15 protein-coding genes are annotated in these 15,761 nt (G+C 70.9%); 11 read left to right on the top strand and 4 right to left on the bottom strand.

Annotated features, from left to right (window positions below):
- Nucleotides 1-104 precede the first annotated feature (104 nt).
- From RUR49_RS21805 to RUR49_RS21795, 3 genes are all read left to right on the top strand, one after another.
- Nucleotides 105-1,127: a DNA-directed RNA polymerase subunit alpha gene (locus tag RUR49_RS21805; RefSeq protein ID WP_409148552.1), complete on the top strand. Its 1,023-nt coding sequence runs from the start codon at nt 105-107 to the stop codon at nt 1,125-1,127.
- A 58-nt stretch (nt 1,128-1,185) separates the two neighbouring features.
- Complete coding sequence (gene rplQ / locus RUR49_RS21800; protein WP_409148551.1) at nt 1,186-1,605, top strand: 50S ribosomal protein L17; 420 nt, start codon at nt 1,186-1,188, stop codon at nt 1,603-1,605.
- Nucleotides 1,606-1,736: 131 nt separating this feature from the next.
- Nucleotides 1,737-2,870 carry a hypothetical protein gene (locus RUR49_RS21795; protein WP_409148550.1) on the top strand — a complete coding sequence of 378 codons (1,134 nt, stop codon included), beginning with the start codon at nt 1,737-1,739 and terminating at the stop codon, nt 2,868-2,870.
- 12 nt (nt 2,871-2,882) lie between these two features.
- Here RUR49_RS21795 and RUR49_RS21790 read toward each other — a convergent pair whose 3' ends face one another.
- Both RUR49_RS21790 and RUR49_RS21785 read right to left on the bottom strand, forming a co-directional pair.
- Nucleotides 2,883-3,623, bottom strand: coding sequence for a class I SAM-dependent methyltransferase (locus RUR49_RS21790; protein ID WP_409148549.1), 741 nt, complete (start codon nt 3,621-3,623; stop codon nt 2,883-2,885).
- A 22-nt stretch (nt 3,624-3,645) separates the two neighbouring features.
- Nucleotides 3,646-4,734 (bottom strand): TRAP transporter substrate-binding protein, encoded by a 1,089-nt coding sequence (locus tag RUR49_RS21785; RefSeq protein ID WP_409148548.1) that lies wholly within the window; start codon nt 4,732-4,734, stop codon nt 3,646-3,648.
- A gap of 140 nt (nt 4,735-4,874) precedes the next feature.
- On the opposite strand from RUR49_RS21785, the gene RUR49_RS21780 reads away from it, so the two are divergent.
- From RUR49_RS21780 to RUR49_RS21770, 3 genes are all read left to right on the top strand, one after another.
- The gene (locus RUR49_RS21780; protein ID WP_409148547.1) at nt 4,875-6,353 is read left to right on the top strand and encodes a Do family serine endopeptidase; all 1,479 of its coding nucleotides are present in this window, start codon (nt 4,875-4,877) and stop codon (nt 6,351-6,353) included.
- 27 nt (nt 6,354-6,380) lie between these two features.
- Nucleotides 6,381-7,691 (top strand): replication-associated recombination protein A, encoded by a 1,311-nt coding sequence (locus tag RUR49_RS21775; protein ID WP_409148546.1) that lies wholly within the window; start codon nt 6,381-6,383, stop codon nt 7,689-7,691.
- A gap of 116 nt (nt 7,692-7,807) precedes the next feature.
- A complete protein-coding gene (locus RUR49_RS21770) occupies nt 7,808-8,227 on the top strand; it encodes a nuclear transport factor 2 family protein (RefSeq protein ID WP_409148545.1) in 420 nt (139 codons plus the stop codon).
- A 10-nt stretch (nt 8,228-8,237) separates the two neighbouring features.
- On the opposite strand, the gene RUR49_RS21765 is transcribed toward RUR49_RS21770, so the two are convergent.
- Entirely contained in the window at nt 8,238-9,548 is a 1,311-nt protein-coding gene (locus RUR49_RS21765; protein ID WP_409148544.1) for a class I SAM-dependent methyltransferase, read from the bottom strand.
- Nucleotides 9,549-9,850: 302 nt separating this feature from the next.
- Here RUR49_RS21765 and ffh point away from each other — a divergent pair, with 302 nt between their 5' ends.
- The 5 genes from ffh to RUR49_RS21740 all read left to right on the top strand — a co-directional run bounded on the left by ffh (nt 9,851) and on the right by RUR49_RS21740 (nt 14,790).
- Nucleotides 9,851-11,386, top strand: a complete 1,536-nt coding sequence (ffh, locus tag RUR49_RS21760; RefSeq protein WP_409148543.1) for a signal recognition particle protein — start codon at nt 9,851-9,853, stop codon at nt 11,384-11,386.
- Nucleotides 11,387-11,461: 75 nt separating this feature from the next.
- The gene (gene rpsP / locus RUR49_RS21755) at nt 11,462-11,815 is read left to right on the top strand and encodes a 30S ribosomal protein S16 (RefSeq protein ID WP_409148542.1); all 354 of its coding nucleotides are present in this window, start codon (nt 11,462-11,464) and stop codon (nt 11,813-11,815) included.
- On the top strand, nt 11,812-12,438 hold the full coding sequence (rimM, locus tag RUR49_RS21750) for a ribosome maturation factor RimM (protein WP_409148541.1): 627 nt from the start codon (nt 11,812-11,814) through the stop codon (nt 12,436-12,438). Before rpsP ends, rimM begins: the two co-directional genes overlap by 4 nt.
- 35 nt (nt 12,439-12,473) lie before the next feature.
- Nucleotides 12,474-13,133 (top strand): tRNA (guanosine(37)-N1)-methyltransferase TrmD, encoded by a 660-nt coding sequence (gene trmD / locus RUR49_RS21745; protein WP_409148752.1) that lies wholly within the window; start codon nt 12,474-12,476, stop codon nt 13,131-13,133.
- A gap of 52 nt (nt 13,134-13,185) precedes the next feature.
- Nucleotides 13,186-14,790 (top strand): FAD-dependent monooxygenase, encoded by a 1,605-nt coding sequence (locus tag RUR49_RS21740; RefSeq protein WP_409148540.1) that lies wholly within the window; start codon nt 13,186-13,188, stop codon nt 14,788-14,790.
- A 57-nt stretch (nt 14,791-14,847) separates the two neighbouring features.
- Here RUR49_RS21740 and RUR49_RS21735 read toward each other — a convergent pair whose 3' ends face one another.
- Nucleotides 14,848-15,621 carry an enoyl-CoA hydratase gene (locus tag RUR49_RS21735; protein WP_409148539.1) on the bottom strand — a complete coding sequence of 258 codons (774 nt, stop codon included), beginning with the start codon at nt 15,619-15,621 and terminating at the stop codon, nt 14,848-14,850.
- Between the last annotated feature and the right edge of the window lie 140 nt (nt 15,622-15,761).

Genomic DNA, 15,761 nt, shown 5'->3' with positions numbered 1-15,761 from the left:
GAGGGCCCGGCCTCCGCGATACCGGATCCGCGCGGTCATGCGCGGCGGATCCGCCGGGCGGGCCGACCGCGGCCCCCCGGACGAAGAATGGAAAGGGTGCGACCGTGACCATCCAGAAGAACTGGCAGGAGCTGATCCGTCCGACGAAGCTCGACGTTCGACCGGGGGACGATCCGAAGCGCCTCGCGACCGTCGTCGCGGAGCCGCTGGAGCGTGGCTTCGGCCTGACGCTCGGCAACGCCCTGCGTCGGGTTCTGCTGTCGTCGCTGCAGGGCGCCGCCGTCACGGCGGTGCAGATCGACGGCGTGCTGCACGAGTTCTCCTCGATCGCCGGCGTCCGCGAGGACGTGACGGACATCATCCTCAACATCAAGGAAGTCTCGATCCGCATGCAGGGCGACGGCCCGAAGCGGATGGTGCTGCGCAAGCACGGCCCCGGCATCGTCACCGCCGGCGAGATCCAGACGGTCGGCGACATCGAGATTCTCAACCCCGGCCTCGTGCTCTGCACGCTGGACGAGGGCGCCGAGATCCGCATGGAGTTCACGGTCGACACCGGCAAGGGCTACGTGCCGGCCGACCGCAACCGGCCCGAGGACGCGCCGATCGGACTGATCCCGGTCGACAGCCTCTACTCGCCGGTGAAGAAGGTCTCCTACAAGGTCGAGAACACCCGCGAGGGCCAGGTTCTCGACTATGACAAGCTGACGCTGACGGTCGAGACCGACGGCTCCGTGACGCCCGAGGATTCGGTCGCCTACGCCGCGCGCATCCTGCAGGACCAGCTCTCGGTGTTCGTGAACTTCGAGGAGCCGCGGCGCGAGGAGCACCGCGACGACGTCCCCGAGCTCGCCTTCAACCCGGCGCTGCTCAAGAAGGTGGACGAGCTCGAGCTGTCGGTGCGGTCGGCGAACTGCCTGAAGAACGACAACATCGTCTACATCGGTGACCTCATCCAGAAGACCGAGGCGGAGATGCTCCGCACCCCGAACTTCGGACGCAAGTCGCTGAACGAGATCAAGGAGGTGCTGGCGCAGATGGGCCTGCACCTCGGCATGGAAGTGACGAACTGGCCGCCCGAGAACATCGAGGAGCTGGCCAAGCGTTACGAGGACCACCACTACTGAGACCGGGCGGACGCCGTCGGCACCGCGTGAATTCTGTTTCGAATGCAAGGAGAGGGCGATGCGCCACGCCAACAGCGGCCGCAAGCTCGGACGTGACTCGGCCCACCGGAAGGCGATGTTCGCCAACCTCGCTTCGTCTCTGATCGAGCACGAGCAGATCGTCACGACGTTGCCGAAGGCGAAGGACCTTCGTCCGATCGTCGAGAAGCTGATCACGCTCGGCAAGCGCGGCGACCTGCATGCTCGCCGCCAGGCGATCTCGCAGATGCGCAACGAGGAGGCGGTGCGCAAGCTCTTCGCCACCATCGGCCCGCGCTACAAGTCGCGCAATGGCGGCTACACCCGCGTCCTGAAGGCGGGCTTCCGCTACGGCGACGGCGCGGCGGTGGCGGTGATCGAGCTCGTCGATCGCGACGTCTCGGCCAAGGGCGCGGCCGACAAGGCCCGCACCGAAGCGGCCGAGGCCGAAGCAGCCTGATCCTCGTCTGGCGGCGCCGCACCGCGGCGCCTGCGGGACCTGATGCGACGGGTGGCCGAGAGGCCGCCCGTTTCTTTTTGTGCCGACGTGGGCGATTCTTCGCGCGCGCCATCTCGGCATGGGAGCGGGGAATGAGGGTCTGGACGGCGGGGGTCTTCGAAGTGCTGCGGTCGGCGGCGGCCGTCGTGGCGGTGACGGTCCTCGCCGCGGTCGCGGCGGTCCGGCCGGGTGCGGCCGAGCCCCAGGAAGTACCGCTCTACCACTTCAGCGCCGCAGGTTATCGGGGCCTCCTGATCTACGCCTCGGTCGGGGGCGGCCCGCTCGTTCCCTTCCTCTTCGACACCGGCTCGCCGGCGATGTTCTCGACCTATGGCCGATGGTGGCCCGGGTACGGCAAGCTCATCGACGAGAGAGGCGAGGACAAGATCGAGTTCGCCTCCGGGACCGTCTATCACTACGACCCGGTGACGACGGCGGTGAGCGTCGGCACCCGTGGCGGCCGCGTCGTCGCCACCGCCGCAGCCGCCTCGATCGGCCGCATCACCAACGTCGACGACCAGTCGCCCCGCCGCTCGTTCCGTCTGTGGGCGAGGAATGTCGAGGCCGGGCGGCCGCCGCTTTCCGTCGACAGCACCTACGGCAACTTCGGCGCCGCCCTGCACGGCGACGCGAGCTTCGGGACGGTGATGACGCAGTTCCCGCTGAAGAAGGGGTTGAAGCGCGGCTTCGTCGTCCAGTCGGGCGGGCGCGACGCCAAGGTGGGACGGCTGACCATCGGGCTCACCGAGGAGATGATCGCGAGTTTCCGGTTGCGGCTGCCGATGGCGCCGACCGGCGAGCGTCTCCCGGGCATCGGCACGGCCGACGGCCCGCCGGGCTACCTGAAGGCGCAGGTCGCCAACACCGTGGTCCGGCTCGAGCGCGGCGGCAAGCACTGGAGCGGCGTCATCCCGACCGTCTTCGACACCGGTGGCGGCGACGGCACCTGGGCCTACGGCTCGAGCGTGCCGCGCGACACCTTCGTCAAGGCCGACAGCAACGAGGCGCGCAACGGCACGGCCTTCGACCTCCGCTATGCCGGCACGTCGCTCCTCGCCTACCGCAGCGGCAACACGCCGGCGCGCGGTATCCTCGGCTTTATCCCCGCGAGCGCCGACGACCTGCGCATCAACCCCGGCATCCTGATGTTCTACACCTACGACGTGATGTTCGACCTCGACGACGGCTTCATCGGCCTGCGGCCGGCGACGAAGCTCGGACAGTGACCCTCGAGGGGCTCACGGGTCGAAGCGGAACATCCGGTAGAGGTCGGTCGGGGCGGCGTAGATCTCGCAGGCGTGCGAGAAGCCGGCCTCTCGGCCAAGCCGCATCCACCCGTCCGCCGTCTCCGGCAGGTCGCAGGCGTGCACGTGGGCGTCGATCGCCCGCCACTGTTCCTCGCTGAGGATGGCGCGCCAGAGCGGCCGGTTCACGGTGTCGAAGCGGGCGAGATAGGCCGCCCGGTCCTCCCCCGCCTGCATCGTCGGCTCGTAGACGAGGAAGACCCCGTCCGGGGCGATGGCCTGGCGGATCGCCGTCATCAGCGCCCGCTTGCCGTTCGTGTCGAGATGGTGGAGCGAGAGGCCGAACCAGAAGGCGTCGGCGTGGGCGTCCCGCGCCGTCACCGCCTCGACGAAGTCGGCGTGGTCGAGGACGACCTCGAACGGTGCCCCCTCGAGGGTGCGGCTCGCGAGCTCGAGGGCGGGCATCGACAGGTCGACCCCGTGATAGTGGGCGACCCTGGTGCCCTCGAGCGCGCCGCGGACGACGAACGCGTCGCCGCAGGCGAGGTCGACGAGGCTGAAGGGGCGGTCGAAGGCCGTCGCGAGGGCGTCGTGCAGGTGGTCCGCCACCGCCCGGTGGAAGAGCGCATCGTTCTCGACGAGCGTCCGGTAGAGGGCCCAATCCTTCTGGAACTGCTCGAGGGCGGGCGCGTCGACGACCTCCCCCTTCGGATGGTGGTGCAGGATGTTGACCAAGGCTCGCCTCGTCAGGGGCTCGTCAGCGTTCGTTGGCGCGCGTCATCACATAGGCGTCGAAGCCGAGTTCGGCGAACTGGAACCAGAGCGTCTCCTTCGCCCGGAAGGCCATCCACGGCTCGTAGATCGCCTTGAAGTCCGCATTGCGGGCGGCGATCTCGCCATAGAGCGCGAAGGCCTCGTCGTAGCAGGCGTCCAGGATCTCACGGGAGAAGCCGCGCAACTGCGCCCCCGCGGCCACCAGGCGCCGCAGGGCATCGGGGTTCTGGGCGTCGTAGCGGGCGAGCATGGTGATGTTGGCGTTGGCCGCCGCGAGCTCCAGCGCCGCCTGGTAGGGCTTCGGCAGGGCGTTCCAGGCGTCGAGGTTGACGAACAGGTGGATCATCGGCCCGCCCTCCCACCAGGAGGGGTAGTAGTAGTACTTCGCCACCTTGTAGAAGCCGAGCTTCTCGTCGTCGTAGGGCCCGCTCCACTCGACCGCGTCGAGTGAGCCGCGCTCCAGCGCCGGGTAGATGTCGCCGCCGGCGAGCTGCTGCGGCACAGCGCCGAGCCGCGCGAGGATCGTGCCGCCGAGACCGGCGATGCGGATCTTCAGGCCCTTCAGGTCGGCCGGCGTGTTGATCTCCTTGCGGTACCAGCCGCCCATCTGCGCGCCGGTATTGCCCATCGGGATGCCGCGGACGTTGTACTTGCCGTAGAAGGCGTTCGTCAGGTCGAGGCCGCCGCCCTCCAGCATCCAGGCGTTCTGCTGGCGGGCGTTCAGTCCGAAGGGGATCGCGGTGCCGAAGGCGAAGGCCTCGTTCTTGCCGACATAGAGGAACGAGCTCGTGTGGGCGCACTCCACCGTGCCGACGCTCACCGCGTCGAGGGCCGCGAGGCCGGGCACGATCTCGCCCGGCGCGAACACCTGCACCTGGAAGCCGCCGTCGGTCGCTGCGGCGAGGCCCTTCGAGAACACCTCGGCGGCGCCGTAGATGGTGTCGAGCGAACGCGGGAAACTCGAGGTCAGGCGCCAGCGCACCGTCGGTGTCGTCTGCGCCAGGGCCGGGGCGGCAAGGCCGGTGGCGGCCGCCGTGCCCGCGACGCCGGTGAGAAAGGTCCTGCGACGCACCCGTTCGTCCTCCCCCGAAGACCGTTCCGGCTCTGGCTTGCCCCCCGGCTGCCGAGCCACGATTTATTGGCCCGTGTTCCTTGCGGGCGCCACGAAGGCCTAGCATGGAACGCCGGGCGACGCAGTCGGGACGGAGTGGCATGACCCTTTTGGCGAAGACGGAGCGGGAGCGGCGGCAGGCAAAAGGTGGGGCCTCAACACCGGTGGCAGCCGGCCTTCCGACTCTGGCTGCCGTGCTCGCGGTGCTGCTGGTTCTCACACCGTCCGCTGCCGGCGCGGACACCGTCCGACAGGTCCCGACCGACCAGGCCGAGATCACGCTGTCGTTCGCCCCCGTGGTGCGCCGCGTCGTGCCGGCGGTCGTCAACGTCTATGCCTCGCGCGTCGTCGCGACGCGCTCGCTGTCGCCCTTCTTCGAGGACCCCTTCTTCCGCCGGTTCTTCGGCGACCCCGGTGGCGGAGGCCCGCGCCAGCGCCTGCAGTCCTCCCTCGGTTCCGGCGTGATCGTCGAGGGTGGTCTCGTCGTCACCAACCATCACGTCATCGAGAATGCCGACGAGGTCCGCGTCGCCCTGACCGACCGGCGCGAGTTCGATGCCGACGTGGTGCTGAAGGATGAGGGCTCGGACCTCGCTGTGCTGAGGATCCGCGGTGCGCCGACCGACCTGCCGGTCGTGCCCTTCGGCGAATCGGACGCGCTGGAGGTCGGCGACATCGTGCTCGCCGTCGGTAATCCCTTCGGGGTGGGCCAGACGGTGACGCAAGGCATCGTCTCGGCGGTGGCCCGCACCCAGGTCGGCATCACCGACTACCAGTTCTTCATCCAGACCGACGCTGCCATCAATCCAGGCAACTCCGGCGGCGCCCTCGTCGACATGGCCGGGCGCCTCGTCGGCATCAACACGGCGATCTTCTCCCGCGGCGGCGGCTCCAACGGCATCGGCTTCGCGGTGCCCTCGAACATGGTGCGCCTCGTCGTCGATGCCGCCCGGACCGGCTCGGTGGTGCGCCGGCCGTGGTTCGGCGCGACGCTGCAGGCCGTCTCCGCCGAGATCGCCGAGGGCCTCGGGCTCGACCGGCCGCGGGGCGCGATCGTCACCACCGTCCATCCGGACGGGCCGGCGGCGGAGGCGGGGCTGCGGGCGGGGGACGTCGTCGTCGCCGTCGACGGCGTCGCGGTCGACGATCCGGATGCGTTCGGCTACCGCTTCACCACGCGCGGCACGGATGGCGCCACGCCGCTCACCATCGTCCGCGACGGTCGCGAGCGCACCGTCACCGTCCGCCTCGGCCCGCCGCCCGAGACCGTGCCGCGGGACGAGCGCACGATCGCCGGCTACGCGCCGCTGTCGGGGGCGACGGTCATGAACCTGTCGCCGGCCGTCGGTGAGGAGCTGAAGCTGCCGTCGGGCAAGACCGGCGTCGTCGTCGCGGCGGTGACGCCCGGCTCGCCGGCCGCCTCGATCGGGTTCGCGCCGGGGGACGTCGTGGTCGAGGTGAATGGCGAGCGGGTCGACACGACGCGCACGCTGGAGCAGATGATGCGCGAGCGCCCGGGCACGTGGCGTCTCGTCGTCGAGCGTGGCGGCGAGTTGTTGCGGTTGGCGCTCCGGGGCTGACGCCCCCACTCTGGAACGGATGACGGAATGAGCGACCTTTTCGCCGCGGCCGGCTTCGAGAGCGATGCGCCGCGGCCGCTCGCCGACCGGCTCCGGCCGACGCGGCTTTCGGAAGTCGTCGGCCAGGATCACCTCGTCGGCCCCGACGGCACGCTCGCCCGCATGCTGCGCTCCGGCCGCGTCGGCAGCCTGGTCTTCTGGGGCCCGCCCGGCACCGGCAAGACGACTGTCGCCCGGCTGCTGAGCCACGAGACGGACCTGCACTTCGAGCAGGTCTCCGCCATCCACACCGGGGTCGCCGAACTGAAGAAGCTGTTCGACGGCGCCCGCGGCCGTCGCCGCATCGGCAAGGGCACGCTGCTGTTCGTCGACGAGATCCACCGCTTCAACAAGGCGCAGCAGGATAGCTTCCTGCCCGTCATGGAGGACGGCACCGTCACGTTGATCGGCGCCACTACCGAGAACCCGTCCTTCGAGCTCAACGCCGCGCTCCTGTCGCGGGCGCAGGTGCTGGTCTTCCGCCCGCTCGACGAGGCGGCGGTGGCGCAGCTTCTGGCCCGCGCCGAGGAGGTCGAAGGTCGTCCGCTGCCGCTCGACGCCGAGGCCCGAGCGGTGCTCGTGCGCATGGCCGACGGCGACGGCCGGGCGTCACTGACGCTCGCCGAGGAGGTCTGGCGCGCCGCCGGCGAGGGCGAGGTCTTCGACGCCGTTCGCCTGCAGGAGATCCTGCAGCGCCGCGCGCCGATCTACGACAAGTCGGACGATGGCCACTACAACGTCATCTCCGCCCTGCACAAGGCGGTGCGCGGCTCCGACCCCGACGCGGCGCTCTACTATCTCTGCCGCATGCTCGATGCCGGCGAGGACCCGCTGTTCGTCGCCCGCCGGCTGGTGCGCATGGCGGTCGAGGACATCGGCCTTGCCGACCCGCAGGCCCTCGTGATCTGCAACGCCGCCAAGGACGCCTACCACTTCCTCGGCTCGCCCGAGGGTGAGCTGGCGCTCGCCCAGGCAGCGATCTACATCGCCACCGCGCCGAAATCGAACGCCGCCTACGTCGCCTACAAGGCGGCGATGCGCACGGCGAAGGAGGGCGGCTCGCTCGTGCCGCCGAAGCACATCCTCAACGCCCCGACGAAGCTGATGAAGTCCGAGGGCTACGGCTCCGGCTACCGATACGACCACGACGAGCCGGACGCCTTCTCCGGCCAGGACTATTTCCCCGAGGCGCTCGGCCGCCAGCAGTTCTATCGCCCGACGCCGCGCGGCTTCGAGAAGATCCTCGGTGACCGCCTGGCGCGCTGGGCAGAACTGCGCGCCACCCGCCGGCGCGACTGACGAAAACCCGAGCCGGCCTGGGGATATCCACGCACTCGTGAGCGAGTTCGTCCGGATTCCGGTATAGTTTCGACCGGTCGCCGGCGACCCTGCCTTCGGCGACGGGGGAGGTCATGATGACGCCGGAGGAAGAGAACGTCGCGCTGCTGCGTCCGCTCTACGAGTCCTGGAACGAAACCAAGGGGGCGAGCTTCGGCGCGTTCCTCGACATCATCGCCGACGACGTCGACTGGCGCTCGCTCGCCGATGGTGGCGTCGGCATGGATTTCACCCGTTCGGGCAAGACGAAGGGCGACGTCGAGCGCTATTTCGAGGGGCTCGGCCGCGACTGGGAGATGCTTCACTACGTCATCGACGACTACGTCGCCCAGGGCGACCGCGTCGTCGCTCTCGGGCGCTGCGGCTTCCGCCATCGCCGAACCGGCCGGGTCGTGGAGACCGACAAGGCCGACGTCGTACGCATCCGCGACGGTCGCATCGTCAGCTTCTTCGAGTACTACGACACCGCCAGCGTCGACGCCGCCACACGCGACTGAGGGGTCTCCCTCAGCGGTAGAGGTCGGCCCGCGTCGGCGGCAGTCCGGACGGGCCGCGGCCGCGCTTGGACGAGAGCGTCTGGAAGATCTGCAGGGTGCCGCGCTCGAAGGCGAGCGACACGCCGGAGAGATAGAGCACCCACATCCGGAAGCGCCGCTCTCCCACCTCGGCGATCGCCGCCTCGCGCTCCGCCATCAGCCGGCGGGCCCACAGTTCCGTGGTGCGGGCGTAGTGCTCGCGCCAGGCCTCGACATCGTGCACCTCGAAGCCGTGCGATTCGAGGTTCTTCGCCGTCATGCCGATGTGGTCGAGCTCGGCGCCGGGGAAGATGTAGCGGGTCATCGCCGCATATTCCGGCCGCTTGCGGCGGAAGGCGCGGTCGGAGACGCGGCCGCGGCGGGTGATGGCGTGGTGCAGATAGAGCCCGCGGTCGTTCAGCAGCCGGCGGATCGCCTGGAAATAGGCCTCGTGGTTGCCGAGCCCGACGTGCTCGAACATGCCGATCGAGGCGATCTTATCGAAGCGGCCCTCGAGCGCCCGGAAGTCCTTGAGTTCCACCGTCACCCGCCCCTCGATGCCGCGCTCGGCGATGCGCTCCTTGGCGCGCGAGAGCTGCTCGGGCGACAGCGTCACGCCGTGGGCGGTGACGCCATAGTAGGTGGCGGCGTGGCAGACGAGCGCGCCCCAGCCGCAACCGACGTCGAGGAAGCGGTCGCCGGGCTTCAGGCGCAGCTTGCGACAGATCATGTCGAGCTTGTCGCGCTGCGCCGTGGCGATGTCGTTGCCCCAGTCGGTGAAGTAGCCGCAGCTGTAGACCATCTCCGGGTCGAGGAAGAGCTCGTAGAAGCGGTTTGAGACGTCGTAGTGGAACTCGATGTCGGCCTGTGCGCTGCCGCGGCCGCGGGTAGCCGCGGCGCCGGCGTCGAGCTCGTCGTCGAAGGCCGGGCGCGACGACACTGCCGAGGAGAACGCGAACGGCAGCAGCGTGCGGATGAGCAGCGGCTTGTCCACGCGCCGGCGGATGTCGGAGCCGCGCAGCTTCGGCCGCCGCTCGGCGAACTCGAACAGCGTGCCGCCGCGGATGTCGACGGCGCCGCGCACATAGAGGTCGATGAGCGTGGCGAGCGACGGCCGGCGGATCAGGGCCGGCATCGCCGCCTCGTCGGCGATCGTGATGCGCAGGCCGTCGGCGGGCGCGTCGGCCGGCACGCGCGAGCCGTCCCAGAGCTCGACCGCGAAATCGAGCGCCAGCGCCTCGTGCAGGTGCTTGAGGGCCTCGCGGGCGCGATCGAGCCGGCGCTCGGCGGCGGTGACGGTCATGCGGCTTCCCTGTGCGAGGCGCGAATGCCGCACATGAACCCTTTTCGGGACGCCATGACAACCTTTGAGCGGGTGGTCGCGCCAGAGGGAACCTGCCGCCGGACACCGTCAGCCTTGACCCCGCCGCGATTGAAGCCTAGAGAAACCGCGCATCCGGCTTCTGCCGACGCCGAGACACCGACCGGGACTTGATCCCGGAGGTCCCCACCCGCCAGCGATTTTCGCCCGCGGGTGCGTTTTGCGTTGGCGGTCCGGCCCGACCTCGCGAGCGGACGGTCCCCCGTCCGACCCACGGAGACGGCATGTTCGAGAGCCTGTCCGACCGCCTCGGCGGCATATTCGACAAGCTGACGCGGCGCGGCGCGCTGTCGGAGGCCGATGTCGATCTCGCTCTGCGCGAGGTGCGCCGTGCGCTGATCGAGGCGGACGTGGCGCTCGATGTCGTGCGCTCGTTCGTCGACAAGGTGCGTGCGCGTGCCATCGGCCAGGAGGTGGTGAAGTCCGTCACCCCCGGCCAGATGGTCGTCAAGATCGTCCACGACCAGCTCGTCGAGATGCTCGGCAGCGAGGCCGCGCCGATCGACCTGCACGCCGCCGCCCCGGTGCCGATCATGATGGTCGGCCTGCAGGGCTCCGGCAAGACGACGACCACCGCCAAGATCGCCCGGCGCCTGCAGACGCGCGACAAGCGCAAGGTGCTGATGGCCTCGCTCGACGTGCGCCGTCCGGCCGCGCAGGAGCAGCTGCGCGTGCTCGGCGAGCAGAACGGCGTCGCCACGCTGCCGATCGTCGCCGGCCAGACGCCGACCCAGATCGCCGAGCGGGCGATGAACGCCGCCCGCCTCGGCGGCTACGACGTCGTCATCCTCGACACCGCCGGCCGGCTCCACGTCGACGAGCCGCTGATGCACGAGATGGCGGAGATCAAGCGGATCGCCCGCCCGCACGAGATCCTGCTCGTCGCCGACAGCCTCACCGGCCAGGACGCCGTCACCGTCGCCCGCACCTTCGACGAGCGCGTCGGCGTCACCGGCATCGTGCTCACCCGCGTCGACGGCGACGGCCGCGGCGGCGCGGCGCTGTCGATGCGCGCCGTCACCGGCAAGCCGATCAAGCTCCTCGGCGTCGGCGAGAAGTCCGATGCGCTCGAGGACTTCGACCCGCAGCGCGTCGCCGGCCGCATCCTCGGCATGGGCGACATCGTCGCCCTCGTCGAGAAGGCGGCCGAGACGATCGACGCGGAGAAGGCGGCCAAGGCCGCCGCCCGCATGCAGAAGGGCGAGTTCGACCTCGACGATCTCGCCGAGCAGCTGCGCCAGATGAAGAACATGGGCGGCATGTCGGGCCTGCTCGGCATGATGCCGGGTGTCGGCAAGATGAAGGGCCAGCTCGCCGCCGCCGGCTTCGACGACAAGATGATCGGCCGGCAGATCGCCATCGTCTCGTCGATGACCCCGGCCGAGCGCCGCAAGCCCGACCTCCTGAAGGCGAGCCGCAAGCGCCGCATCGCCACCGGGTCCGGCACCCGCGTCGAGGACGTCAACAAGCTCCTCAAGATGCACCGCCAGATGGCCGACATGATGAAGGCCATGGGCAAGCGGAAGGGCGGCCTGTTCGGCGGCCTGATGGGCGGCGGCGCACCCAAGATCGACCCGGCCGAGCTCGAGAAGCTGGCGAAGTCCGGCCAGCTGCCCGGCGGGCTTCCCGGTGGCATGCCCGGCGGCCTGCCGCCCGGCCTGATGAAGGGCCTCCCCGGCGGCATTCCCGGCCTGCCCGGCATGGGCGGGGCGAAGATGCCCGGCCTCGGCGGCTTCCCCGGCATCGGCCGCAAGAAGTAGCCGGCCCGCGCTCTCACGTTTTCTGCAGTCCCGACGAACCGACAAACCACACGAACTGACGACCAGGAGAACACGATGTCCTTGAAGATCCGGCTCGCCCGCGGCGGCGCCAAGAAGCGTCCCTACTACCGCATCGTCATCGCCGATGCCCGCAGCCCGCGCGACGGCCGCTTCATCGAGCGCGTCGGCACTTTCGACCCGCTGCTCGGCAAGGACGACCCGAAGCGCGTGACGCTCGTCAACGAGCGCATCGAGCATTGGCTCTCCCAGGGTGCCCAGCCGACCGACCGCGTGCTGCGCTTCCTCGACGCCGCCGGCCTCGCCAAGCGCGAAGCCCGCAACAACCCGAAGAAGGCCGAGCCGGGCGCCAAGGCCAAGGAGCGCGCCGAGGCCCGCGCCAAGGCCGCCGAGTCCGCCACCGCCGAATGAGCGGAGCCGGCGCCACGGCGGGGCGCCGCCTGCTCGTCGCGCGCCTCGGTGCGGCGCATGGGGTGCGGGGCGAGATCCGCGTCAACGCCTTCGGGGACGACCCGCAGGCGCTGATCGGCTACGGCGCGCTCGCGACCTCCGACGGCCGCAGCTTCCGCATCCGGTCCCTGAAGATGGTGGGCGGCCGCCTCGTCGGCCGCCTCGACGGCGTCGCCGACCGCAACGCGGCCGAGGCGCTGACCGGCATTGATCTCTATGTCGACCGTGACCGGCTGCCGCCGCCCGAGGACGACGATACCTTCTACCAGGCCGACCTCATCGGCCTAGCGGTGGAGACGACCGACGGTACGCCGCTCGGCACCGTCGTCGCCGTGCCCGACTATGGCGCCGGCGAACTCCTGGAGATCGCCCCGCCGCGCGGGCCGACGCTGCTCTTGCCGTTCACGCGCGCCGCGGTGCCGGTCGTCGACATCGCCGGCGGCCGCGTCGTCGTCGATCCGCCGGCCGGCCTCCTCGACGACGAGGCGCCGCCACCGGGCCAGGGGCCGGACGGGGAGCCGGGTGACGATCCGGAGGATGATCCCGCCGGCGAGGACGACGCCGCGCCGGCGGCCCGGCCGTGAGCTTCGCCGCCACCGTCCTGACGCTCTATCCGGAGATGTTTCCCGGCCCGCTCGGCGCGAGCCTCGCCGGCCGGGCGCTCGAGCGGGGCCTGTGGTCGCTCGACGTGCGCGACATCCGCGCGGTCGCCACCGACCGCCACCGCACCGTCGACGACACTCCCTCCGGCGGCGGCCTCGGCATGGTGCTGAAAGCGGACGTGTTGGCCGCGGCGATCGACGCCGCCGCGCCGGCCGATGATCTGCGCCCGCGCCTGCTGATGAGCCCGCGCGGCGCGCCGCTCGACCAGGCGCGCGTCCGCGCCCTTGCGGCTGGCCCTGGCGCGCTCGTCGTCTGTGGCCGCTTCGAGGGGGTCGACCAGCGCGTCATCGACGGCCGCGGCCTCGAGGAGGTGTCGATCGGCGACTATGTGCTGTCGGGCGGCGAGCTCGCCGCGATGGTGGTCCTCGACGCGGCCGTGCGCCTGCTGCCCGGCGTGATGGGCAAGGAGGCGTCCGGCGAGGACGAGAGCTTCTCCCACGGCTTGCTCGAATATCCGCACTACACGCGGCCGGCGGTGTGGGAAGGCCGCGCCGTTCCCGATGTGCTGGTGTCGGGCGATCATGCTCGCATCGCCCGCTGGCGGCGCGAGCAGGCGGAGGCGCTGACGCAGGCGCGGCGGCCCGACCTGTGGCGGAAGCTCAAAGGCGAGGACTGAGCCGGCGGCGAGCGTCCGCCGCCGGAACGACAAAAAGCGGGGGAGGGGCGTCATGACCGAGGTTCTGGTGGTGGGTGCCGGCCCGGTCGGGCTGACGATGGCGGCGGAGCTCGCGCGCCACGGCGTGCGCCCCCGCATCGTCGACAAGCTCGCCGCGCCGCTGCCCTGGTGCCGGGCGATCGGCGTCACCCCGCGCACCCTCGAGGTGTTCGACGCCATGGGCATTGCCCGCCGCTTCATCGACGCCGGGCTGTGGCTCGAGGGGCTGCGGCTGATGGTCGACGGCCATCCGCCCCGCGACATCGCCATCGACCTCTCTGACCTGCCCTATGGCGAGCTCGGGATCCGCCAGAGCGAGACGGAGCGCATTCTCACCGAGCACCTGGCGAGCTTCGGCGTCACGGTGGAGCGGGGGACCGCGCTCGCCACGCTGACACAGGACGAGAACGCCGTCGCAGTCGTCCTCGATCATCCCGGCGGCCGGCAGGAGGCCGCCCGCTTCGCCACTGTCGTCGGCTGCGACGGCGCCCACAGCGCCGTGCGGCATGCGCTCGGCATCGCCTTCGAGGGCGAGGCCTTCGAGATGGGCTTCATGCTCGGCGAGGTGACGCTCGACGCCGACCTGCCCCGCGGCATGGCACTCCGGGCGATGAAGCTGCGCGAGAACGACGCGCCGGACATGTTCATCGCCATCCCGCTGCCCGAGCCCGGCCGTTACCGCGTCTCCTCGCTCGCCTCGGTCGAGATGGGCGGGCCGCCGGCGAGCGGCCACGGCCTGCAGACCGATCGGCCGGGGCCGTCGCTCGACGAACTGCAGGCGGTCGCCGACCGGGTCGTGCCGACGCCGGTGGCGCTGTCGGACCTCTCGTGGTCGTCGTTCTTCCGCATCTCGATGCGGCTCGCGGCCCGCTACCGAGACGGCCGTGTCTTCCTTGCTGGCGACGCTGCCCACGTTCATCCGCCGACCGGCGGCCAGGGCATGAACACCGGCATCCAGGACGCCTTCAACCTCGCCTGGAAGCTCGCCCGCGTGGTGCGCGGCCGTGCCCCGGCCACGCTGCTCGACACCTACGAGGCCGAGCGCCGGCCGGTCGGGGCGGACGTCATCGCCCGCACGGTGGCCGCCAGCACCAACCTCGGCCGGCCCGGCGGGGAGAAGCCGCATCGTCTGGCCGACACGCAACTTCTCGTCAGCTACCGCGATGGCCCGCTCGCCGCCGAGACGCTCGTGGAGGCTGTTCCCGAAATTGCGCCGCGGGCGGGCGATCGCGCGCCGCCGGCCGAGGGTCTCGAGCGCACCCACGTCGGCTTCCCGGTGCGCCTCGCCGACGTCTTGCGCGGGCCCGAGTTCGTGCTTCTGGCCTGGCTCGCCGACGACGCCGACGCGGCCGCGCTGCAGGAAGGCGCCGCGCAGTTGCGGACGGCGTTCGGCGGCGAGGTGCGGTGCGTTGCGATCGCCGGACCCGCCGTCACGGTGCGTGACATCCCCGGCGTGGCGGTCTACCGCGACGCGGCCGAGCAGTTCGCGGCCGCCTACGCACCGACGCCCGGCACGGCCGTGCTGGTGCGGCCGGACGGCTACATCGGCTGGCAGGGCCGGCCGTGGTCGGTCGAGGCGGTGACGGCCTACCTGTCGGGAGTGCTCACGCCGACTTGAGCCGGGAAGCGCCTGCCCGCGCCAGACGAGGCGCGGGTGTCCGTCGACCGCCGTCCCTCAGCGGTTCTTGAACTGCGGCGTGCGCTTCTCGGTGAAGGCGGCCATGCCTTCCTTCTGGTCTTCCGTCGAGAACATCGAGTGGAACAGCCGCCGCTCGAAGCGCAGGCCTTCGGAGAGCGTCGTCTCGTAGGCGCGGTTGACGCTCTCCTTCGCCATCATGACGATCGGCATCGACAGGTCGGCGATCTTCGCGGCGGTTGCGATGGCGTCGTCGAGCAGGCTCGCGAGCGGCACGACTCGCGAGACGAGGCCCGACCGCTCCGCCTCGGCGGCGTCCATCGTGCGGCCGGTCAGGCACATCTCCATCGCCTTCGACTTGCCGACGAAGCGCGTCAGGCGCTGCGTGCCGCCGGCGCCGGGCATCACGCCGAGCTTGATCTCCGGCTGGCCGAACTTGGCGTTGTCGGCGGCGATGATGAAGTCGCACATCATCGCGAGCTCGCAGCCGCCGCCGAGGGCATAGCCGGCGACCGCCGCGATCAGCGGCTTGCGCGTCTCCGCCACCTGGTCCCAGGGGGCGATGAAGTTGCCCCTGTAGGCGGAGATGTAATCGAGGTCGGCCATCTCCTTGATGTCGGCGCCGGCGGCGAAGGCCTTTTCGGAGCCGGTCAGCACGATGGCGCCGATGCCGTCATCGGCGTCGAAGCCAGCGAGGGCCCGCAGCACTTCCGCTATCAGCGGGGAGGAGAGGGCATTGAGCGCCGCCGGCCGATGCAGGGTGATCAGACCGACGCGCCCGCGGGTCTCCACGATGATGCAGTCGTAGGACATGCCTGTTCAGCCTTTCCGGATCGCCTCGGGTGCTGGCAGGGGTAGCCGACGCGGCCGGGACAGGCAATCCGGTCGGCCTCGGGGGGTGCGTGGGGGCGCCGGCGGCTTGCCGCCGCGGTCCCGCGGGGGCGCCGGTGGCT

The sequence above is a fragment of the Pseudoxanthobacter sp. M-2 genome, assembly GCF_046156265.1.
Classification (GTDB): Bacteria; Pseudomonadota; Alphaproteobacteria; order Rhizobiales; family Segnochrobactraceae; genus CAMDHY01.
This window is presented reverse-complemented; position numbering and strand designations above follow the sequence as displayed.

Excerpts from the sequence above, each read along its gene's own strand:
- RUR49_RS21795 (WP_409148550.1), top strand. The coding sequence starts at position 1,737 with ATGAGGGTCTGGACGGCGGGGGTCTTCGAAGTGCTGCGGTCGGCGGCG.
- RUR49_RS21780 (WP_409148547.1), top strand. The coding sequence starts at position 4,875 with ATGACCCTTTTGGCGAAGACGGAGCGGGAGCGGCGGCAGGCAAAAGGT.
- RUR49_RS21740 (WP_409148540.1), top strand. The coding sequence starts at position 13,186 with ATGACCGAGGTTCTGGTGGTGGGTGCCGGCCCGGTCGGGCTGACGATG.
- rimM (WP_409148541.1), top strand. The coding sequence starts at position 11,812 with ATGAGCGGAGCCGGCGCCACGGCGGGGCGCCGCCTGCTCGTCGCGCGC.
- ffh (WP_409148543.1), top strand. The coding sequence starts at position 9,851 with ATGTTCGAGAGCCTGTCCGACCGCCTCGGCGGCATATTCGACAAGCTG.
- RUR49_RS21765 (WP_409148544.1), bottom strand. The coding sequence starts at position 9,548 with ATGACCGTCACCGCCGCCGAGCGCCGGCTCGATCGCGCCCGCGAGGCC.
- RUR49_RS21735 (WP_409148539.1), bottom strand. The coding sequence starts at position 15,621 with ATGTCCTACGACTGCATCATCGTGGAGACCCGCGGGCGCGTCGGTCTG.
- RUR49_RS21770 (WP_409148545.1), top strand. The coding sequence starts at position 7,808 with ATGACGCCGGAGGAAGAGAACGTCGCGCTGCTGCGTCCGCTCTACGAG.
- rplQ (WP_409148551.1), top strand. The coding sequence starts at position 1,186 with ATGCGCCACGCCAACAGCGGCCGCAAGCTCGGACGTGACTCGGCCCAC.
- trmD (WP_409148752.1), top strand. The coding sequence starts at position 12,474 with ATGTTTCCCGGCCCGCTCGGCGCGAGCCTCGCCGGCCGGGCGCTCGAG.
- RUR49_RS21775 (WP_409148546.1), top strand. The coding sequence starts at position 6,381 with ATGAGCGACCTTTTCGCCGCGGCCGGCTTCGAGAGCGATGCGCCGCGG.
- rpsP (WP_409148542.1), top strand. The coding sequence starts at position 11,462 with ATGTCCTTGAAGATCCGGCTCGCCCGCGGCGGCGCCAAGAAGCGTCCC.